The organism is Lacihabitans sp. CS3-21, from assembly GCF_024343675.1.
Taxonomy (GTDB): Bacteria; Bacteroidota; Bacteroidia; order Cytophagales; family Spirosomataceae; genus Leadbetterella.
On record NZ_RJUD01000007.1, the window covers coordinates 31,996 to 48,373 of the forward strand.

Annotated in this window: 29 protein-coding genes; 1 reads left to right on the forward strand and 28 read right to left on the reverse strand. The window is 35.8% G+C overall.

Annotated features, from left to right (window positions below):
* Positions 1-14: 14 nt before the first annotated feature.
* The 28 genes from EGI24_RS06260 to rplC form a co-directional block, all read right to left on the reverse strand.
* Positions 15-1,004: a DNA-directed RNA polymerase subunit alpha gene (locus EGI24_RS06260; protein WP_255047505.1), complete on the reverse strand. Its 990-nt coding sequence runs from the start codon at positions 1,002-1,004 to the stop codon at positions 15-17.
* Between the two features lie 93 nt (positions 1,005-1,097).
* Positions 1,098-1,703, reverse strand: a complete 606-nt coding sequence (rpsD, locus tag EGI24_RS06265) for a 30S ribosomal protein S4 (protein WP_255047506.1) — start codon at positions 1,701-1,703, stop codon at positions 1,098-1,100.
* Positions 1,704-1,770: 67 nt separating this feature from the next.
* Positions 1,771-2,166, reverse strand: coding sequence for a 30S ribosomal protein S11 (rpsK, locus tag EGI24_RS06270; RefSeq protein WP_255047507.1), 396 nt, complete (start codon positions 2,164-2,166; stop codon positions 1,771-1,773).
* A gap of 64 nt (positions 2,167-2,230) precedes the next feature.
* Positions 2,231-2,605, reverse strand: coding sequence for a 30S ribosomal protein S13 (rpsM, locus tag EGI24_RS06275; RefSeq protein WP_255035164.1), 375 nt, complete (start codon positions 2,603-2,605; stop codon positions 2,231-2,233).
* 5 nt (positions 2,606-2,610) lie between these two features.
* A complete protein-coding gene (ykgO, locus tag EGI24_RS06280) occupies positions 2,611-2,727 on the reverse strand; it encodes a type B 50S ribosomal protein L36 (RefSeq protein WP_013408562.1) in 117 nt (38 codons plus the stop codon).
* 27 nt (positions 2,728-2,754) lie between these two features.
* Positions 2,755-2,973 (reverse strand): translation initiation factor IF-1, encoded by a 219-nt coding sequence (gene infA, locus EGI24_RS06285; RefSeq protein ID WP_255047508.1) that lies wholly within the window; start codon positions 2,971-2,973, stop codon positions 2,755-2,757.
* A 2-nt stretch (positions 2,974-2,975) separates the two neighbouring features.
* A complete protein-coding gene (gene map, locus EGI24_RS06290; RefSeq protein WP_255047509.1) occupies positions 2,976-3,779 on the reverse strand; it encodes a type I methionyl aminopeptidase in 804 nt (267 codons plus the stop codon).
* 5 nt (positions 3,780-3,784) lie between these two features.
* Complete coding sequence (secY, locus tag EGI24_RS06295) at positions 3,785-5,110, reverse strand: preprotein translocase subunit SecY (protein ID WP_255047510.1); 1,326 nt, start codon at positions 5,108-5,110, stop codon at positions 3,785-3,787.
* Between the two features lie 14 nt (positions 5,111-5,124).
* Positions 5,125-5,616 carry a 50S ribosomal protein L15 gene (gene rplO, locus EGI24_RS06300; protein ID WP_255047511.1) on the reverse strand — a complete coding sequence of 164 codons (492 nt, stop codon included), beginning with the start codon at positions 5,614-5,616 and terminating at the stop codon, positions 5,125-5,127.
* Between the two features lie 47 nt (positions 5,617-5,663).
* Entirely contained in the window at positions 5,664-5,843 is a 180-nt protein-coding gene (gene rpmD / locus EGI24_RS06305) for a 50S ribosomal protein L30 (protein ID WP_255047512.1), read from the reverse strand.
* A 23-nt stretch (positions 5,844-5,866) separates the two neighbouring features.
* Positions 5,867-6,370, reverse strand: a complete 504-nt coding sequence (rpsE, locus tag EGI24_RS06310) for a 30S ribosomal protein S5 (protein ID WP_255047513.1) — start codon at positions 6,368-6,370, stop codon at positions 5,867-5,869.
* 10 nt (positions 6,371-6,380) lie between these two features.
* Positions 6,381-6,728 (reverse strand): 50S ribosomal protein L18, encoded by a 348-nt coding sequence (gene rplR / locus EGI24_RS06315; protein WP_255047515.1) that lies wholly within the window; start codon positions 6,726-6,728, stop codon positions 6,381-6,383.
* A gap of 25 nt (positions 6,729-6,753) precedes the next feature.
* The gene (gene rplF, locus EGI24_RS06320; protein ID WP_255047516.1) at positions 6,754-7,311 is read right to left on the reverse strand and encodes a 50S ribosomal protein L6; all 558 of its coding nucleotides are present in this window, start codon (positions 7,309-7,311) and stop codon (positions 6,754-6,756) included.
* Between the two features lie 43 nt (positions 7,312-7,354).
* The gene (gene rpsH, locus EGI24_RS06325) at positions 7,355-7,756 is read right to left on the reverse strand and encodes a 30S ribosomal protein S8 (protein ID WP_255047517.1); all 402 of its coding nucleotides are present in this window, start codon (positions 7,754-7,756) and stop codon (positions 7,355-7,357) included.
* Positions 7,757-7,867: 111 nt separating this feature from the next.
* Positions 7,868-8,137, reverse strand: coding sequence for a 30S ribosomal protein S14 (rpsN, locus tag EGI24_RS06330; RefSeq protein WP_255035152.1), 270 nt, complete (start codon positions 8,135-8,137; stop codon positions 7,868-7,870).
* A gap of 19 nt (positions 8,138-8,156) precedes the next feature.
* On the reverse strand, positions 8,157-8,705 hold the full coding sequence (rplE, locus tag EGI24_RS06335; protein ID WP_255047518.1) for a 50S ribosomal protein L5: 549 nt from the start codon (positions 8,703-8,705) through the stop codon (positions 8,157-8,159).
* Positions 8,706-8,744: 39 nt separating this feature from the next.
* Entirely contained in the window at positions 8,745-9,083 is a 339-nt protein-coding gene (gene rplX, locus EGI24_RS06340) for a 50S ribosomal protein L24 (protein ID WP_255047519.1), read from the reverse strand.
* Between the two features lie 34 nt (positions 9,084-9,117).
* Positions 9,118-9,486: a 50S ribosomal protein L14 gene (rplN, locus tag EGI24_RS06345; RefSeq protein ID WP_255047520.1), complete on the reverse strand. Its 369-nt coding sequence runs from the start codon at positions 9,484-9,486 to the stop codon at positions 9,118-9,120.
* 35 nt (positions 9,487-9,521) lie between these two features.
* The gene (gene rpsQ / locus EGI24_RS06350) at positions 9,522-9,779 is read right to left on the reverse strand and encodes a 30S ribosomal protein S17 (protein ID WP_255047521.1); all 258 of its coding nucleotides are present in this window, start codon (positions 9,777-9,779) and stop codon (positions 9,522-9,524) included.
* 52 nt (positions 9,780-9,831) lie between these two features.
* Positions 9,832-10,017, reverse strand: coding sequence for a 50S ribosomal protein L29 (rpmC, locus tag EGI24_RS06355; RefSeq protein ID WP_255047522.1), 186 nt, complete (start codon positions 10,015-10,017; stop codon positions 9,832-9,834).
* A gap of 31 nt (positions 10,018-10,048) precedes the next feature.
* Complete coding sequence (gene rplP, locus EGI24_RS06360) at positions 10,049-10,468, reverse strand: 50S ribosomal protein L16 (protein WP_255047523.1); 420 nt, start codon at positions 10,466-10,468, stop codon at positions 10,049-10,051.
* A 34-nt stretch (positions 10,469-10,502) separates the two neighbouring features.
* On the reverse strand, positions 10,503-11,318 hold the full coding sequence (rpsC, locus tag EGI24_RS06365; protein ID WP_255047524.1) for a 30S ribosomal protein S3: 816 nt from the start codon (positions 11,316-11,318) through the stop codon (positions 10,503-10,505).
* 46 nt (positions 11,319-11,364) lie between these two features.
* Positions 11,365-11,721, reverse strand: coding sequence for a 50S ribosomal protein L22 (gene rplV, locus EGI24_RS06370; protein WP_255047525.1), 357 nt, complete (start codon positions 11,719-11,721; stop codon positions 11,365-11,367).
* A 38-nt stretch (positions 11,722-11,759) separates the two neighbouring features.
* Positions 11,760-12,038 (reverse strand): 30S ribosomal protein S19, encoded by a 279-nt coding sequence (gene rpsS / locus EGI24_RS06375; protein WP_255035143.1) that lies wholly within the window; start codon positions 12,036-12,038, stop codon positions 11,760-11,762.
* Between the two features lie 10 nt (positions 12,039-12,048).
* Entirely contained in the window at positions 12,049-12,873 is an 825-nt protein-coding gene (gene rplB / locus EGI24_RS06380; protein ID WP_255047526.1) for a 50S ribosomal protein L2, read from the reverse strand.
* A 51-nt stretch (positions 12,874-12,924) separates the two neighbouring features.
* Complete coding sequence (gene rplW, locus EGI24_RS06385) at positions 12,925-13,212, reverse strand: 50S ribosomal protein L23 (protein ID WP_255035141.1); 288 nt, start codon at positions 13,210-13,212, stop codon at positions 12,925-12,927.
* A gap of 11 nt (positions 13,213-13,223) precedes the next feature.
* A complete protein-coding gene (gene rplD / locus EGI24_RS06390; protein ID WP_255047527.1) occupies positions 13,224-13,853 on the reverse strand; it encodes a 50S ribosomal protein L4 in 630 nt (209 codons plus the stop codon).
* 42 nt (positions 13,854-13,895) lie between these two features.
* Positions 13,896-14,513 (reverse strand): 50S ribosomal protein L3, encoded by a 618-nt coding sequence (gene rplC / locus EGI24_RS06395; protein ID WP_255047528.1) that lies wholly within the window; start codon positions 14,511-14,513, stop codon positions 13,896-13,898.
* A 731-nt stretch (positions 14,514-15,244) separates the two neighbouring features.
* On the opposite strand from rplC, the gene EGI24_RS06400 reads away from it, so the two are divergent.
* Positions 15,245-16,291 carry an agmatine/peptidylarginine deiminase gene (locus EGI24_RS06400; protein ID WP_255047529.1) on the forward strand — a complete coding sequence of 349 codons (1,047 nt, stop codon included), beginning with the start codon at positions 15,245-15,247 and terminating at the stop codon, positions 16,289-16,291.
* The last annotated feature ends 87 nt before the right edge of the window (positions 16,292-16,378 follow it).

A 16,378-nucleotide genomic window follows, 5' to 3' on the forward strand; every position in this document is an offset into this window, starting at 1 on the left:
CTGCGAAATTATTATTACTCTTCGTCCAATTTGTATTTGGCTACATCCATTCCAAAATGTAACTGTTTGTCAGCTATTAATTGCTCCAATTCAGTTAAGGATTTTTTACCAAAATTCCTAAACTTCATCATGTCGGCAACTTCTAATCTAGCCAAATCACCCAACGTACGGATGTCAGCTGATTTTAGACAGTTGTAGGCTCTAACTGACAAGTCAAGATCTTGTAAAGATGTCTTAAGAAGTTTTCTCATATGCAAGAATTCTTCGTCAACCATGTTGTCTTCCTCATCTTTCTTAGAATCAAACACCATGTTTTCATCTGTGAATTTAAGAAAGTGTTGAATCAAAATGTGAGATGCTTCTTGAAGTGCTTTCTCAGGATGAATTGAACCATCCGTTTTGATTTCTAACAAAAGCTTCTCATAGTCAGTTCTCTGCTCAACACGTGTGTTTTCAACGCTGAACTTAACATTTTTAATAGGTGTGTAGATAGAGTCTATTGAAATAAAACCAATAGGCAAATCATTTGCTTTGTGCTCCTCACTAGGAACATAACCTCTTCCTTTATCTACGATTATCTCAAACTCTAACTCTTTTTTAGAATCCAAGCGAGCGATTACCAAATCAGGATTAAGAACTTCGAAACAAGAAGAGAACTTGCTTATTTCGCCAGCTGTTAATTCACTCTGATTTTTAATTTTTACGGTGATTTTATTATCTACAAAATCTGAAATCTTTTTAAATCTTACTTGTTTAAGATTCAAAATAATTTCAGTTACATCATCCACAACACCTTCAATTGATGAGAACTCATGAAGAACACCAGGAAATCTTACCGATGTAATTGCGAAACCTTCTAATGAAGACAACAATATACGACGAAGAGCATTACCGATGGTTACTCCATATCCTCTTTCGAGTGGTTTAAACTCAAAAAAACCATGAAAGTCGTCCGCTTTTTCCATCACGACTTTATCGGGCATTTGAAATGCTAAAATTGACATACTGTGCTGTATATTTTCGTTAACGAAATAATTGTAGGATTATCCCACAATATATTAAAGAAACCACCCCCGTAAAGGGGTGGTATGATATTATTATTTGTTGTACAATTCGACAACTGCCTGATCGTTGAAATTCTCTGGCACTTGGTCTCTATCTGGGTAATTAATAAAAACACCAGCTAAGTCAGTTGAATTAAATTCTATCCAACCATACTTTTTAGACGAATTAATACTAGTACTAGATGTGATATTCTCTAACGCTTTAGACTTCTCTCTTACTGCTACCGCCTGACCTGGCTTAACCAATAATGAAGGAATGTTCGTTATTTCACCATCTACAACTATATGTTTGTGAGCTACCAATTGTCTTGCAGCTCTTCTTGTAGGAGCAATACCCATACGGTAAACAACATTGTCTAATCTTGATTCACACAATTTAATCAAGTTAGCACCTGTTTGACCATCTTTAACGGCAGCCAAATGGAATATTCTTGCAAATTGACGCTCAAGCATACCATAAGTGTACTTGATTTTTTGCTTCTCTTGCAATTGAAGAGCATATTCCGATTTTTTACCTCTTCTACCTCTACCATGCTGTCCTGGAGGATAGTTCTTCTTCGCTAGAGCCTTGCTTGGCCCTAAGACTGCCTCTCCAAATTTTCTTGAAATCTTTGATTTCGGACCTGTATATCTTGCCATGTTTTAAAAAATAATTTGTCAAATAATTAGCCCCAATGTCCAAACTAATATTTGTTTTGAAAATAAATTATACTCTTCTTCTTTTAGGTGGTCTACAACCATTGTGAGGAAGCGGAGTAATATCAAAAATATTAACTACATCAATACCTACGCTTTGAACAGTTCTCATAGCAGATTCTCTACCTGATCCTGGTCCTTTTACATAAATATCAGCTTTTCTCATACCTAAATCATAAGCTACCTGACAACAGTTTTGTGATGCCATTTGTGCTGCATAAGGGGTGTTCTTTTTTGAACCTCTAAAACCCATTTTACCAGCTGATGCCCATGAAATAACTTGTCCAGTACTATTTGTAACTGAAATGATAATGTTGTTGAAAGATGCTCTAACATGAACTTGTCCGTAGGCTTCTACAACTACTACTCTTTTTTTTGCTTTGTCTTTTCTTTTAGCTTGTGCCATTATTGATAGAAAAACTTAAATTAAGGCAGGAAAACTAAATGCCTTCCCCTGATCCAACTAAGTATTATTTAGTTGCTTTTTTCTTGTTAGCGATAGTCTTACGCTTACCTTTTCTTGTTCTTGAGTTATTTTTAGTTTTTTGACCTCTCAAAGGTAAACCCTTTCTATGTCTCAAACCTCTATAACATCCGATATCCATTAAACGTTTGATGCTAAGTGTAACTTCAGAACGTAAAGCACCTTCTACTTTAAATTCATTAGAAATAATAGCACGAATCGCGTTAGCTTCATCGTCTGACCATTCGCCCGCCTTCTTATCAACAGAAATGTTAGCTTGGCCTAAAATATTTTTCGCAGTACTGCGACCTATACCGTATATATAGGTAAGAGAAATTTCACCTCTCTTTTTGTCCGGAATATCAACACCTGAGATCCTCATAAATATTAACCTTGTCTTTGTTTAAATTTAGGATTTTTCTTATTAATTACGTAAATCTTACCCTTACGTCTGATAACCTTACAGTCCTCACTACGCTTTTTTACTGATGCTTTAACTTTCATTTTATTTAATTAATATATTAAAACCGATTATTTATATCGGTAAGTAATTCTTGCTTTTGACAAATCGTATGGAGACATCTCCAACTTAACTTTATCGCCTGGCAAAATCCTGATGTAATTCATCCTCATTTTACCAGAAATATGAGCTATTACCTCATGCTTATTCTCTAACTCTACCCTAAACATGGCATTTGATAAAGCTTCTACTATTACACCGTCTACCTGAATATTTGACTGCTTTGCCATTCTTAAATTATCTCTAAGTTTCTACTAACCAAAACTTCCTCTATAAACTCAAAAGTAGTTAAAATTTCATAACCTCCTTTTGTTACCATTACGGTATGCTCAAAATGAGCAGCTGGTTTTCTATCTTCAGTCCTTATGGTCCAGTTATCATTCTCTTGAACTACAAACCTCTTTCCCAGAGTTATCATCGGTTCAATTGCTATAACCATTCCTACTTGCAATTTGGGGCCATTGCCTCTCTTTCCAAAATTGGGAACCTCAGGAGCTTCATGAAGATATTTACCAACCCCATGGCCAACTAGTTCTCTCACCACTCCATAACCCAAACCTTCAGTAAAGCTTTGCACACCATAACTTATATCTCCTATCCTATTGCCAGGCTTCACTTGAGCTATTCCTTCAAACAAAGACTTCTTTGTATCAGATAACAACTTTTTGGTCAATTGATTCACATCCCCAACCATATAAGTATAAGCACTGTCGGCATGATATCCGTTCTTGAAAACTCCACAATCTACTGAAACTATATCTCCATCTTTTAGCTCTCTTGTACTCGGAATTCCGTGTACTACAACATCATTAACAGAAATACAGAGTGTTGCAGGAAAACCATTATAATTTTTAAATGAGGGCTTACCGCCATTATCTAAAATATATTCCTCAGCAACTTTATCTAAATCTTTGGTCTTTATACCAACTCCAATTAATTTAGCTACCTCTGCTTGTGCCTTACCTAAAATAACACCGTTTTGCTTAATAATATTAGCTTCTTCAGCGTTCTTAAGGTAAATTACTCTTTTCGACATCCTAATTAATTACTAATTACTGCTGTCTGACGACCTTCAATTCTTCCCGACTCCATCAAACCTTCGTATTTCTTCATGAGAAGGTAACTTTCAACTTGCTGTAGGGTGTCTAAAACAACACCTACTAGAATCAATAAAGAAGTCCCTCCAAAGAATGACGAGAAAAGTTGAGTCATACCAAACAAACTAGCAATTGCAGGAAAGATAGCAATCATTGCTAAAAGTATACTCCCTGGAAGTGTAATTCTATCTAATACTTGAGCTACGAAATCTGAGGTAGGTTGACCAGGCTTAATACCAGGTATAAAACCACCACCTCTTTTCATATCATCAGCTATTTGATTAGGATTGATTGATATCGCTGTATAAAAGAATGTAAATGCAACAATCAGAACTAAATAAAGTAAGTTATACTGCCATGAAGTAGGATCGCTGAATATTGTATTAACTGTCTGTGCAAAATCACTCTTTTCAGCAAAAAGAGAAGCAACAAAAGCAGGAATAAACATCAGAGCCTGACCAAATATAATCGGCATAACTCCTGAAATATTTAATTTTAAAGGGAGATATTGTCTCTGTCCAGTAACAGTTTTGTTACCAACTATTTGTTTTGCATATTGAACCGGAATTCTACGAACTGCCTGCGTCATAGCAACTGCAAATATAACCACTAGGAACAAAGCAACAATTTCAATGACGAAGAACAAAATCTGACCATTTGCAGCTCTTGCATTTGCTTCGCCAATGATAGCACCAGGAAAACGTGAAACTATACCAATCATAATTATCATTGAGATACCATTTCCAATGCCTTTCTCTGTAATTCTCTCGCCTAACCACATACTCATCATAGTACCAGCTACCAACATAATCACCCCAGAAAAATAGAATAATCCTTGAGAAATAGTGATAGCATCAGTAGGAATGGTAGTTTTCAAGTAAGTGAAGCCTTGCGTAGCAGTAACTGCTATTGTCAACCATCTTGTTATTTGATTTAACTTTCTTCTACCAGATTCTCCTTCTTTTTGCAATTTGGAAAAATAAGGTAGAGCTAAACCCAAAAGCTGAATAGCAATAGAGGCTGAAATGTAAGGCATAATACCTAAAGCCATAATTGAAGCCTTACTAAAGGCCCCACCAACAAGTGTATCTAATAAGCCTAAAAGACCATTACCACTTGTTAAATCCTGTAACTTTGAAGGATCAACACCTGGAAGCGTAATGTAAGAACCAACTCTGAAAATTAGTATTATAATGAAGGTAGCCAAGATTCTATTTCTTAGCTCTTCAATTGACCAGATGTTCTTAAATGTGCTTATTAATTTTTTCATAAAAATAGCTAAGGTTATTCAGGTTGACTTCCTTCGATTTCACTAGTAGCAGACGACTTAGTAACTACCGTAGCAGTTCCTCCAAGTGCTTCTATAGCTGTAACCGCTGATTTAGAAAAAGCATTCACGCTAACACTAACTTTTGATGTTAACTCGCCTCTACCTAAAACTTTAATTAAGTCAAACTTAGACATTAAACCGTGTTCTTTCAAGAATTTCAAGTCCACTAAGCTAACACCTGTTTTTTCTACCAACGCCTGAATAGTATCAAGGTTAATTCCTTTGTACTCTATTCTGTTGATGTTATTGAAACCAAATTTAGGCAAACGTCTTTGTAATGGCATTTGACCACCTTCAAATCCACGCTTTGAACTATATCCAGATCTAGATTTAGCACCTTTGTGTCCTCTTCTAGCAGTTCCACCACCACCAGAACCTTGACCTCTACCTTGTCTTGTATTATCTCTAACTGAACCTTTGGCAGGTTGTAAAATCTCTAATTTCATTTTGTATTTATTTTACGCAGTGTTAAAACACTACTCGGTTGTCCCTATTAACAATTTTCTACTCTAATCAAATGATTAACCTTTCTAATCATACCTTCAATCGCTGGATTTGATTCAATCTCAACGGATCTACCGATTTTAGTTAAACCTAAAGCTTGCATTGTAAGTTTCTGCTTCTTAGGTCTCTCAATGATACTTTTTACTTGAGTAAGTTTTACTTTAGCCATTACTAAAATTATTTACACGGAAATTATCCGTTGAATACTTTGTTTAATTTAATTCCTCTCATTGAAGCTACTTCATGAGGAGCTCTCATTTTCAAAAGAGCATCTAATGTAGCCTTAACAACGTTGTGAGGATTAGAACTTCCTTTCGACTTTGCAAGTACATTATGTACACCTGCTGCCTCCAACACTGCACGCATAGCTCCACCTGCAATAACTCCAGTACCTGGAGCGGCTGGTTTAACAAATACGAAACCGCCTGAGTATTTTCCCTCCATTTCGTGAGGAACAGTACCATTAATAATTGGCACATTAACTAGGTTTTTACGAGCGTCTTCAATAGCCTTAGATATTGCATCAGTTACTTCGTTTGCTTTACCAAGACCTTGACCTACAGCACCTTGGCCATCGCCAAGTACAACTATCGCTGAGAAGCTAAATCTACGACCACCTTTAACTACTTTCGCAACTCTATTGATGGCTACAACTCTCTCCTTTAATTCTGATTCGTTTACTTTAATTGCTTTCATTTAAATAGTATTAAAAGTTAAGTCCAGCTTCTCTCGCAGCATCTGCCAAAGCTTTCACATTTCCATGGTACAAATAACCACTACGGTCAAATACACAAGCCGTGAGACCAATCTCTACCGCTTTTTTAGCAATGCTTGAACCTACTTGTTTTGAATTCTCTATATTCAAAGATTTAAGACCTAGTTCAACTGAAGAGGCAGATGCTAAAGTTTTTCCTGCTATATCGTCAATTAATTGAACGTATATACCTGTATTACTACGAAAAACAGTTAACCTTGGTCTTTCAGGAGTACCTGAAACCTTTTTCCTAACTCTCCACTTTATTTTTTGTCTTCTTTCAGACTTAACACTAGACATATATTATAAAGTTATAATTTCTTAATTATTTTTTACCTGCAGTTTTACCAGCTTTTCTTCTGATAACCTCTCCTACAAACTTGATACCTTTACCTTTGTATGGCTCAGATTTACGTAGCGACTTTATTTTGGCAGCAACCAAACCTATCAATTGTTTGTCAGTACCTTGTAAAGTAATAATTGGATTCTTTCCTTTCTCCATCTTAGTCTCTACTTTGATTTCAGCAGGAACAACAAGATAAATATTGTGCGAGTATCCCAATGACATATCTATGATATTTCCATTGTTGGTAGCTTTGTAACCTACACCGACTAATTCAAGTTCTTTTTTGTATCCATCAGATACTCCAACGATAAGGTTACTTAACAAAGATCTATAAAGACCGTGCAAAGCTTTGTGTCTTTTCTGCTCAGTTGGACGTGTTACAGTTAATACACCATCTTCAATAGTCAAGCCCATATCAGGGTCAATTTTTTGAGTCAAAGTACCTAACGCACCTTTCGCAGTCACTAAATTATCAGAACCAACAGTAACTGTTACTCCTGAAGGGATTGTAATTGGTTTTTTACCTATTCTAGACATTTTAAAACGTTTAAGGCTTCATTAAAGAAGCGGTCAACAAAAATTAATAAACATAACAAAGTACCTCACCACCAACATTCAGCGTTCTAGCCTCTTTGTCTGTAACAATTCCTTTGGAAGTTGATAAAATAGCAATACCAAGGCCATTGAGTACTCTTGGTAACTCAGTTGACTTTACGTACTTTCTTAAACCTGGCTTTGAAACCCTAGAAAGATTGATAATTGCTGATTTTTTAGTGATTGGATTATATTTCAATGCAATTTTTATAACACCTTGAAGACCATCATCTTCAAACTTATAACTTGCAATATAACCTTTTTCATAAAGAAGAACTGTAAGTTCTTTTTTTAGGTTTGAGGCAGGAATCTCTACGACTCTATGTCTCGCTTTAATAGCATTTCTGATTCTTGTAAGAAAATCTGCTATTGGATCCGTTGTAATCATCTCTAAATTAATATTTTTTTGGATACCTTAGCCAACATTAGACAGTATCACAAGCGTGACTTCTCTAACTGGGCTGCAAAGATAGTAATTCTAAATAAGAAAAAAAACTTTTTACCAAGAAGATTTGGTAACACCAGGAATAAATCCTGAATTGGCCATTTCACGGAAGGTAACACGATTGATACCAAACTTTCTCATGTAACCCTTAGGGCGACCAGTAAGCTTACATCTATTGTGCAATCTAACAGGTGAAGAGTTTTTTGGAAGAGCGTCTAAGCCTTTCCAATCTTGAGCTTCCTTAAGGGCGGCTCTTTTCGTAGCAAACTTAGCTACTAATCTCTCTCTTTTTCTTTCCCTAGCTTTTATTGACTCTTTTGCCATGTCTCTAAATTATTGCTTATTATTTATTTTTATTCACAAACGGCATACCCAATGCTTTCAACAATTCGTAGCTTTCAGCATCGGTCTTTGCAGTTGTTACAAATGTAATGTCCATTCCTTGTATCTTGCTGATTTTATCAATAGATATTTCAGGGAAGATGATTTGCTCAGTAACACCGAAAGTATAGTTTCCTCTGCCATCAAAACCTTTGTCACTGATACCTTGGAAATCTCTAACTCTTGGTAATGCTACTGAAGTAAGACGGTCTAAAAATTCATACATGATATTTGATCTCAGTGTAACTTTAGCACCGATCGGCATACCTTCTCTCAATTTGAAGTTTGATACCGCTTTCTTAGATATGGTAGGAACAGCTTTCTGACCTACAATAGTTGTTAATTCGTCAACACTGTTGTCAACCAATTTTTTATCGCCTGTAGCAGCTCCAACACCTCTGTTGACTACTATCTTAAGCAATTTTGGAACCTGCATGATAGATTTGTACTGATACTTCTCCATCAAAACAGCTACAATTTCTTTTTGATATTTCTCTCTTAACCTTGCCATTTTTCTAAATTTAGTGGATTACCGACCCACTTTAAATTATTAAATAAATTTACCCGAGGCTTTAGAAAATCTTTGAAGATTTCCAGCATCATTTAGTTTTCTACCAACTCTAGTAGGTTTGCCAGTAGACGGATCTACAACCAAAACATTACTGATATGTATAGTACCTTCAAGTTCTTTAATTTCGCCTTGAGGGCTTTGTGCGTTTGGCTTAATGTGTTTTTTAATCAAATTCACACCTTCCACAACAACACGGTTTTTCTTTACCAAAACCTCAACAATTTTTCCTCTTTTACCTTTAGAGTTACCTGCGATAACTTCTACTGTATCTCCGGTTTTAACGTGAAGCTTAGGTTGTTTGTTAAATTTCCTTTCCATTGTAATAAATTAATTACGATATTTTTTTCAGCTATTATAGTACCTCTGGAGCAAGTGAAACAATTTTCATAAACTGTTTTTCTCTCAACTCTCTAGCTACAGGTCCGAAAATCCTTGTTCCTCTAGGCTCGTTTTGATTGTTCAATAAAACAACCGCGTTTTCTTCAAACCTAATGTAAGAACCGTCTTTTCTTCTTACTTCTTTTTTAGTTCTAACAACAACAGCTTTTGACACTGTACCTTTCTTCATGTTTGAAGAAGAAAGAGCTTGTTTAACTGTAACGACAACTTTGTCACCTACAGATGCATATCTCTTTTTAGTACCACCTAAAACTCTTATTACCAAAACTTCTTTAGCCCCGCTATTGTCAGCTACATTGGCTCTTGATTCTTGCTGTAACATTATTATTTCCTTTTACTAATTTTAGAAATATCGGATTATTTGGCTCTCTCAATGATTTCAACCAATCTCCAATTTTTATTTTTGCTCAACGGTCTAGTCTCGCTGATTTTTACAGTGTCGCCGATACCAGCTTCATTGTTTTCATCATGAAACATAAACTTTTTAGTTTTGAGCATAAACTTACCATATTTAGGATGTTTCACCTTACGAATCACTTGGATTACGCCTGACTTCTCCATCTTGTTGCTGGTAACAACACCAATACGTTCTTTTCTTACTTGTCTTTCTTCCATTTTCGGATAAAATTAATGGTTTATGAAAACCATGAAATTTGATAATGATATTTTACTTTGAACTGTTAAGAGCAGTAGAAAGTCTAGCAATATTTTTACGAGTCTCAGTAATTCTCCTAGGATTCTCGATTGGAGTGATTGCATGAGCAAACTTCAATTTAACCAATCTGTCTTTTTCTTCAGATATTTGTTGTTTCAACTGTTCTTCAGTAAAACCACTTAAATCATTTTTTTTCATCTTCTTTATTAATTGAAGTATTTATATATGACTATACTTCGTAATCTCTACGAACTACAAACTTTGTTTTTACTGGTAACTTTTGAGCAGCTAATCTAAGAGCTTCTTTTGCTAGTTCTAATGAAACACCAGTTGCTTCGAATAAAACTGTACCAGGATAAATGTTTGCTACCCAATACTCAGGAGCACCCTTACCTTTACCCATCCTAACCTCTAAAGGCTTTTTGGTAATAGGGGTGTCAGGAAATATACGGATCCAAACCTGGCCTTCACGTTTCATGGCACGTGTAACACCAATACGAGCAGCTTCTATTTGTCTAGCAGTGATTCTACCTGGCTCTAGACTTTTTATTGCAAATGAACCGAAAGCAATCTCATGACCTCTTGTAGCAATACCTTTGATCCTGCCCTTTTGTTGCTTACGAAATTTAGTTCTTTTAGGTTGTAACATAATAATAACGTTTAAGGCAAATTGCCACTAAAATTTAATTTCTCTTTTGGCCGTTTGATCTACCACCACCACCACTGTTGTTGGTTTTCTTTCTTCTGCCATTCTTGTCACCATCTTCGTCTCTACGACCTTTACCTTGATGACCACCGCCAGCACCACCCATAGTAGATTTTTTACTATCAGCAGATTCGGTAGCAAGAGCTGCAACTGATGTTAGATCTCTTTTGCCAAAAACCTCACCTTTGAATACCCAAACTTTGATACCAATTAAACCGTAAACAGTCAATGATTCAGAAATTGCATAATCAATATCCGCTCTTAATGTATGAAGAGGAATTCTTCCTTCTTTGTACATTTCAGAACGAGCCATCTCAGCACCGCCTAATCTTCCTGACAATTTAATTTTTATACCTTGAGCTCCTACACGCATAGCCGACTGAATCGCTTGCTTCATAGCCCTACGGAATGAAATTCTTGCTCTCAATTGTTGGGCGATAGTCTCACCTACTAATTTAGCATCGATTTCAGGTCTTTTAATTTCAAATATATTTATTTGAACATCTTTCTTAGTAAGTTTTTTAAGCTCTTCTCTTAGCTTATCTACCTCACTACCTGCTTTACCAATTACTACACCTGGTCTTGCCGTGTGTATAGTAAGGGTAATTCTCTTAAGTGTCCTTTCAATTACTACTCTTGAAACAGAACCTTTCGGAATACGTGCATTGATATATTTCCTGATTTTGTCGTCCTCAACGAGTTTCTCAGCAAAATTCTTTCCGCCGTACCAGTTGGATTCCCATCCTCTGATGTAACCTAGTCTAAAACCTACAGGATTTACTTTTTGTCCCATTTTAACTAATTATATAATATTCTAATTTCTAAGTATCGTTACTTAATTATACTGCTTGACTTTCCAATGAATCAACAACAATTGTGATGTGTTGAGAACGCTTTCTTACTCTGTAAGCTCTACCTTGTGGAGCAGGACGAAGTCTTTTTAACATTCTACCACCGTCAATCATGATTGTCTTTACATATAGATCTGCCTCTTCGATTTTCAAGTCTTCGTTTTTGTTCTGCCAGTTTGCTACTGCTGACATCAAAACTTTCTTGATTACTGGAGCTGCTTGTTGCGGTTGGAAAGAAAGTATTCCTAAAGCAAGGTTTACTTTTTTGCCTCTGATCAAGTCGGCTACTAACCTAGCTTTTCTAGGTGAAGTTGGAAAATCGTTTAATTTTGCTACTGCTTCCATTTTTTATTCTTATTTAAAGAGCTTAGCTCCTCGGAATATTATCTTTTACCTTTATCTTTTTTGTTCACGTGGCCTCTAAAGTTTCTTGTTGGAGCAAATTCTCCTAACTTATGACCAATCATGTTATCTGTAACATATACCGGAATAAATTTATTACCGTTATGAACAGCAAAAGTATGTCCAATAAAATCAGGGGTAATCATTGATCTTCTAGACCAAGTTTTGATTACAGACTTCTTCCCTGAATCATTCATTACGTCGACTTTATTTTCAAGTCTAAAATCTACGTAAGGTCCTTTTTTAAGTGAACGAGCCATCTATTTTGTATTATTTTGTTCTACGTGAAATTATTAATCTGTTAGAGTATTTGTTCTTAGATCTAGTTTTCTTGCCTTTCGCAATTAAACCATTTCTTGAACGAGGGTGACCTCCTGATGCACGTCCCTCACCACCACCCATCGGGTGATCGACTGGGTTCATGGCAACACCTCTAACTCTAGGAGTAACTCCTAACCATCTTTTACGACCAGCCTTACCCAATACTACGTTCATGTGGTCAGGATTCGATACCGATCCTACAGTAGCTATACAAGCTCCAAGAACCATTCTCATTTCACCTGAAGGCATTTTCAAGGTAACAAACTTACCGTCTTTTGCCAAAACCTGAGCATACGTACCAGCACTTCTGGCCATTTGACCACCTTTACCTGGTGTCAATTCTATATTGTGAACAATTGTACCTAATGGCATATTCTTCAACAACAATGCATTTCCTACTTCTGGAGCCACTTTCTCTCCTGAAACAATCTTTAAACCTACTCTTAAACCCTGAGGAGCAATGATGTATCTCTTTTCTCCGTCAGTGTATTTTACAAGAGCGATTCTTGAAGTACGGTTTGGATCATACTCGATAGTCATAACTTCAGCTTCGATATCTTTTTTATCTCTTTTGAAGTCAATTATACGGTACTTTCTTTTGTGACCACCACCAATATACCTCGCAGTACGGTGTCCTTCGTTGTTTCTTCCACCTGTTTTTCTGATAGCTTCCGTCAAACTTTTCTCTGGCTTACTTGCAGTAATATCAGAGAAATCTGGAGCTATTCTGTGTCTGGTGCCGGGTGTTACCGGATTTAATTTTTTAACTGCCATTTCTCACACATTTGCAGCCTATAAAAGGCTATACTTTAACAATTTAATAAATTATAATTCTGCGTAAAAATCGATTAAATCACCGTCTTTCAAAGTCACCATTGCTTTTTTGAAAGTACTAGTTTTTCCTGAACTCAATCTTGATTTTGTCATTCTAGACTTCTTCTTTCCGATTTGAGTAATCGTATTTACTTTTTCTACCGTTACGCCGTACATTCTCTCCACAGCAGCTGCTATTTCAATTTTGTTGGCATCACGACTTACTTCAAATGTATACTTGCCTTTTGAAGTAAGTAACTGTGTTTTCTCAGTTATTTTTGGTCTTTTTAAAACGCTCATTTCTTTAAAAATTAATCTTTCAAAATTGATTCTAAATGAGAAACTGTACTTTCAGCCAACAATATGATTTCAGTATTGATCAAATCATACGTATTTACAGAATCTTTATCAACCACTTTGGTCTTAGGAATATTACGAGCAGATAAATAAAGATTATTTTCTCCACCGTTAACCACGAAAAGTGTTTTCTTTCCTGATAAACTCAAAGCATTCAAAAATTGAATATATGCTTTTGTTTTTGGTGAATCAATGCTGAAATCTTCAACGATGATCACATTGTTTTCAGCTACTCTCGAAGACAAAACTGACTTACGAGCTAACACTTTGATTTTCTTGTTCAATTTGAAGTCGTAATCTCTTGGACGCGGACCAAATACAGTACCACCACCCACATAAGTTGGTGCTTTTGCAGAACCGTGTCTTGCACCTCCAGAACCTTTCTGACGAACAAGTTTTTTAGTAGAGCGAGAGATCTCAGCTCTTTCTTTTGACTTGTGCGTTCCTTGACGTTGGTTAGCTAAGTAATGCTTTACGTCTAACCAAACAACGTGTTGGTTTGGCTCAACACCGAAAACCTCTTCGCTTAGCTCAACAGTCTTACCTGTTTCTTTGCCTTCTTTGTTTAAAACTTTAACTTTCATTTTTATTCAGCCCCTTTTTCGATGTCGTTGGCTACCGACCTTTTATTTATGTAATGTAATAATTGAGTTTTTGGCACCTGGAACCGAACCTGATACTAATATCAAATTTTTCTCAGGGAAAAGTCTCAATACTTTAAGGTTTTGAATAGTTACATTGGTATGTCCCATTCTACCGCCCATTTTAATTCCTTTGAATACTCTAGCTGGATACGAACAAGCTCCAATTGAACCTGGGTGTCTGCCTCTGTTGTGCTGACCGTGTGTACTTTGACCTACACCACCAAATCCGTGTCTCTTAACAACACCTTGGAATCCTTTTCCTTTGGTTTTTCCGCTGATATCAACAAATTCACCTTCTTCGAATACATCTTCTACTCTGATAGTCTCACCCAAAGCCAAATCTTTTTCGAATTCTTTGAACTCTACTAATTTTCTTTTTGGAGTGGTATCAGCCTTCTTAAAATGACCCATCAAAGCTTTTGTTGTACGCTTTTCTTTCTTCTCTCCGAAGCCCAATTGAATTGCTTTGTAACCATCATTCTCTTCTGTCCTGACTTGTGTTACAACACATGGACCAGCTTCAATTACCGTGCAAGGCACAGCTTCACCATTTGTAAAAATGGTAGTCATTCCAATTTTCTTTCCAATAATTCCAGACATAGTCTTAACTTTAATATAATCGCTAAATGTTAACCAAATTTGAATCGGGCTGCAAAAGTACGGATACACTTGCTAAAATCCAAATTTTAATTCTTTTTTAAACCCAGAGGTTGGTAAACGAACCAACTTGCCAACACTGAGAACCGTTTTACGGGTAAGGCATTTTTAATTATGCAGGAACACGCCTTGTTACCTCTCTGTGACTCCAAAAAAATTAATCGCGAATCGGAGACTGCCTATAAGTGAAATTCACAGTCGAAATTAAAATGGTTTCGTTCGATGCCGACTTCTTTTAATTATTGATAAGGAGATTCCTCCGTCGAATTGAGGTGCAAAATTATACCTTTTTTCTCAAATAAAAAATTTATTATAAAAAAAACTCCTTTTTTCTTAAAAAACTTTTCGAAGCAGAGATTTTTAACCAATAAAATCAGTGAATGTACAAAATTTTTATAGAAAACATCGGATTTTTGATACACTTGAATCATGAAGAATCTATTACAATGGTCTGAAAACAAAAAAACAGCTGAAAAATTCAACTGTTTTTAACCTATCATTTATTCAACCACTCTTAAAAAACGAGATGTTTCAGAAGAGATTTTTTTAATTTCTTATGTTTACAAAGAGAGTCATTCCTTGAAACGTTTTGCAAAAGTAATTCTTTTTTAAAACTGAAAAAACAAAAAAAAAGAAATTATTTTTGCAACTTATTTTAATTTTAACAGAATTCTATGCGAAATCCTAAAAACGAAAATTACTATTTCCCAGCTGAATGGCACCCACATGAAGCCACGTGGTTGAGCTTTCCTATAAACACAGATACCTGGGAAGATAGATTTGAGAGGATTTATCCAGCATATTTCAAATTTATTGAGACCATTTCGTTAAGCGAAAAAGTCAGAATCAATGCAAATAATAAAAATACCATAGATCAAATTAACAGACTTTTTGATAAATTTGAAATAAATCAGGCAAATATTGAGCTATTTGAACATCCAACCAACGATTCTTGGTGCAGAGATCATGGCCCAGGCTTTTTAATAAATAAGAACAATAACCGCAGACTCATAGTAGATTGGGAGTATAATGCTTGGGGTGGAAAATACCCTCCTTATAATAATGACAATGAAATTCCTCAAAAAATAGCAAAGGTTCTTGGCCTCGATTATGTAAGTCCTGGAATTATTATGGAAGGTGGCTCAGTGGAGTTTAATGGTAATGGCACGCTTATGACAAGCAAGTCGTGTTTGCTTAATCCAAACAGAAACCCTCAACTGAAACCATCACAAATAGAGGAAATGCTCTTACAATATTATGGTGTGGAACAGATTCTTTGGATTGAAGATGGCATAGTGGGCGACGATACGGATGGTCATATTGATGACACCGTAAGGTTTGTATCGGAAAATAAAGTGATCACTATGGTGGAGTCCAATAAATCAGATGAAAACCATGCAATTCTTGAAGAAAATCTGAAACTATTAAAAGGTATGCGGGTTATCAATGGTAAACAATTGGACATTGTAGAAATAGAAATGCCTAAACCGGTAATTGACAGTGGTGAAAGATTACCCGCCTCATATGCAAATTTTTGTATTACAAACGGCCATGTGATAGTCCCGACCTACCGTTGCAACCATGACGATAAAGCATTGGAAGTAATACAAAGTTGTTTTCCAGATAGAAAAGTAGTTGGAATAGATTCCACCGAAATCATTTGGGGATTGGGAAGTTTTCATTGCTTGTCGCAACAGGAACCTTCCCCAAATTTCGTTTAAAAGGTCTTCGACCGAAATAAAATCTAAAAATTTGAGTTATACATCATAGCCATATTGAATAAAATAAATTTTGAATTAATCAGCAAT

Bases quoted from the DNA above. Each gene is read 5' to 3' on its own strand.
- EGI24_RS06260 (WP_255047505.1), bottom strand. From the start codon at position 1,004: ATGTCAATTTTAGCATTTCAAATGCCCGATAAAGTCGTGATGGAAAAA.
- rpsD (WP_255047506.1), bottom strand. From the start codon at position 1,703: ATGGCAAGATATACAGGTCCGAAATCAAAGATTTCAAGAAAATTTGGA.
- rpsK (WP_255047507.1), bottom strand. From the start codon at position 2,166: ATGGCACAAGCTAAAAGAAAAGACAAAGCAAAAAAAAGAGTAGTAGTT.
- rpsM (WP_255035164.1), bottom strand. From the start codon at position 2,605: ATGAGGATCTCAGGTGTTGATATTCCGGACAAAAAGAGAGGTGAAATT.
- ykgO (WP_013408562.1), bottom strand. From the start codon at position 2,727: ATGAAAGTTAAAGCATCAGTAAAAAAGCGTAGTGAGGACTGTAAGGTT.
- infA (WP_255047508.1), bottom strand. From the start codon at position 2,973: ATGGCAAAGCAGTCAAATATTCAGGTAGACGGTGTAATAGTAGAAGCT.
- map (WP_255047509.1), bottom strand. From the start codon at position 3,779: ATGTCGAAAAGAGTAATTTACCTTAAGAACGCTGAAGAAGCTAATATT.
- secY (WP_255047510.1), bottom strand. From the start codon at position 5,110: ATGAAAAAATTAATAAGCACATTTAAGAACATCTGGTCAATTGAAGAG.
- rplO (WP_255047511.1), bottom strand. From the start codon at position 5,616: ATGAAATTAGAGATTTTACAACCTGCCAAAGGTTCAGTTAGAGATAAT.
- rpmD (WP_255047512.1), bottom strand. From the start codon at position 5,843: ATGGCTAAAGTAAAACTTACTCAAGTAAAAAGTATCATTGAGAGACCT.
- rpsE (WP_255047513.1), bottom strand. From the start codon at position 6,370: ATGAAAGCAATTAAAGTAAACGAATCAGAATTAAAGGAGAGAGTTGTA.
- rplR (WP_255047515.1), bottom strand. From the start codon at position 6,728: ATGTCTAGTGTTAAGTCTGAAAGAAGACAAAAAATAAAGTGGAGAGTT.
- rplF (WP_255047516.1), bottom strand. From the start codon at position 7,311: ATGTCTAGAATAGGTAAAAAACCAATTACAATCCCTTCAGGAGTAACA.
- rpsH (WP_255047517.1), bottom strand. From the start codon at position 7,756: ATGATTACAACGGATCCAATAGCAGATTTTCTTACAAGAATCAGAAAT.
- rpsN (WP_255035152.1), bottom strand. From the start codon at position 8,137: ATGGCAAAAGAGTCAATAAAAGCTAGGGAAAGAAAAAGAGAGAGATTA.
- rplE (WP_255047518.1), bottom strand. From the start codon at position 8,705: ATGGCAAGGTTAAGAGAGAAATATCAAAAAGAAATTGTAGCTGTTTTG.
- rplX (WP_255047519.1), bottom strand. From the start codon at position 9,083: ATGGAAAGGAAATTTAACAAACAACCTAAGCTTCACGTTAAAACCGGA.
- rplN (WP_255047520.1), bottom strand. From the start codon at position 9,486: ATGTTACAGCAAGAATCAAGAGCCAATGTAGCTGACAATAGCGGGGCT.
- rpsQ (WP_255047521.1), bottom strand. From the start codon at position 9,779: ATGGAAGAAAGACAAGTAAGAAAAGAACGTATTGGTGTTGTTACCAGC.
- rpmC (WP_255047522.1), bottom strand. From the start codon at position 10,017: ATGAAAAAAAATGATTTAAGTGGTTTTACTGAAGAACAGTTGAAACAA.
- rplP (WP_255047523.1), bottom strand. From the start codon at position 10,468: ATGTTACAACCTAAAAGAACTAAATTTCGTAAGCAACAAAAGGGCAGG.
- rpsC (WP_255047524.1), bottom strand. From the start codon at position 11,318: ATGGGACAAAAAGTAAATCCTGTAGGTTTTAGACTAGGTTACATCAGA.
- rplV (WP_255047525.1), bottom strand. From the start codon at position 11,721: ATGGAAGCAGTAGCAAAATTAAACGATTTTCCAACTTCACCTAGAAAA.
- rpsS (WP_255035143.1), bottom strand. From the start codon at position 12,038: ATGGCTCGTTCACTTAAAAAAGGACCTTACGTAGATTTTAGACTTGAA.
- rplB (WP_255047526.1), bottom strand. From the start codon at position 12,873: ATGGCAGTTAAAAAATTAAATCCGGTAACACCCGGCACCAGACACAGA.
- rplW (WP_255035141.1), bottom strand. From the start codon at position 13,212: ATGAGCGTTTTAAAAAGACCAAAAATAACTGAGAAAACACAGTTACTT.
- rplD (WP_255047527.1), bottom strand. From the start codon at position 13,853: ATGAAAGTTAAAGTTTTAAACAAAGAAGGCAAAGAAACAGGTAAGACT.
- rplC (WP_255047528.1), bottom strand. From the start codon at position 14,513: ATGTCTGGAATTATTGGAAAGAAAATTGGAATGACTACCATTTTTACA.
- EGI24_RS06400 (WP_255047529.1), top strand. From the start codon at position 15,245: ATGCGAAATCCTAAAAACGAAAATTACTATTTCCCAGCTGAATGGCAC.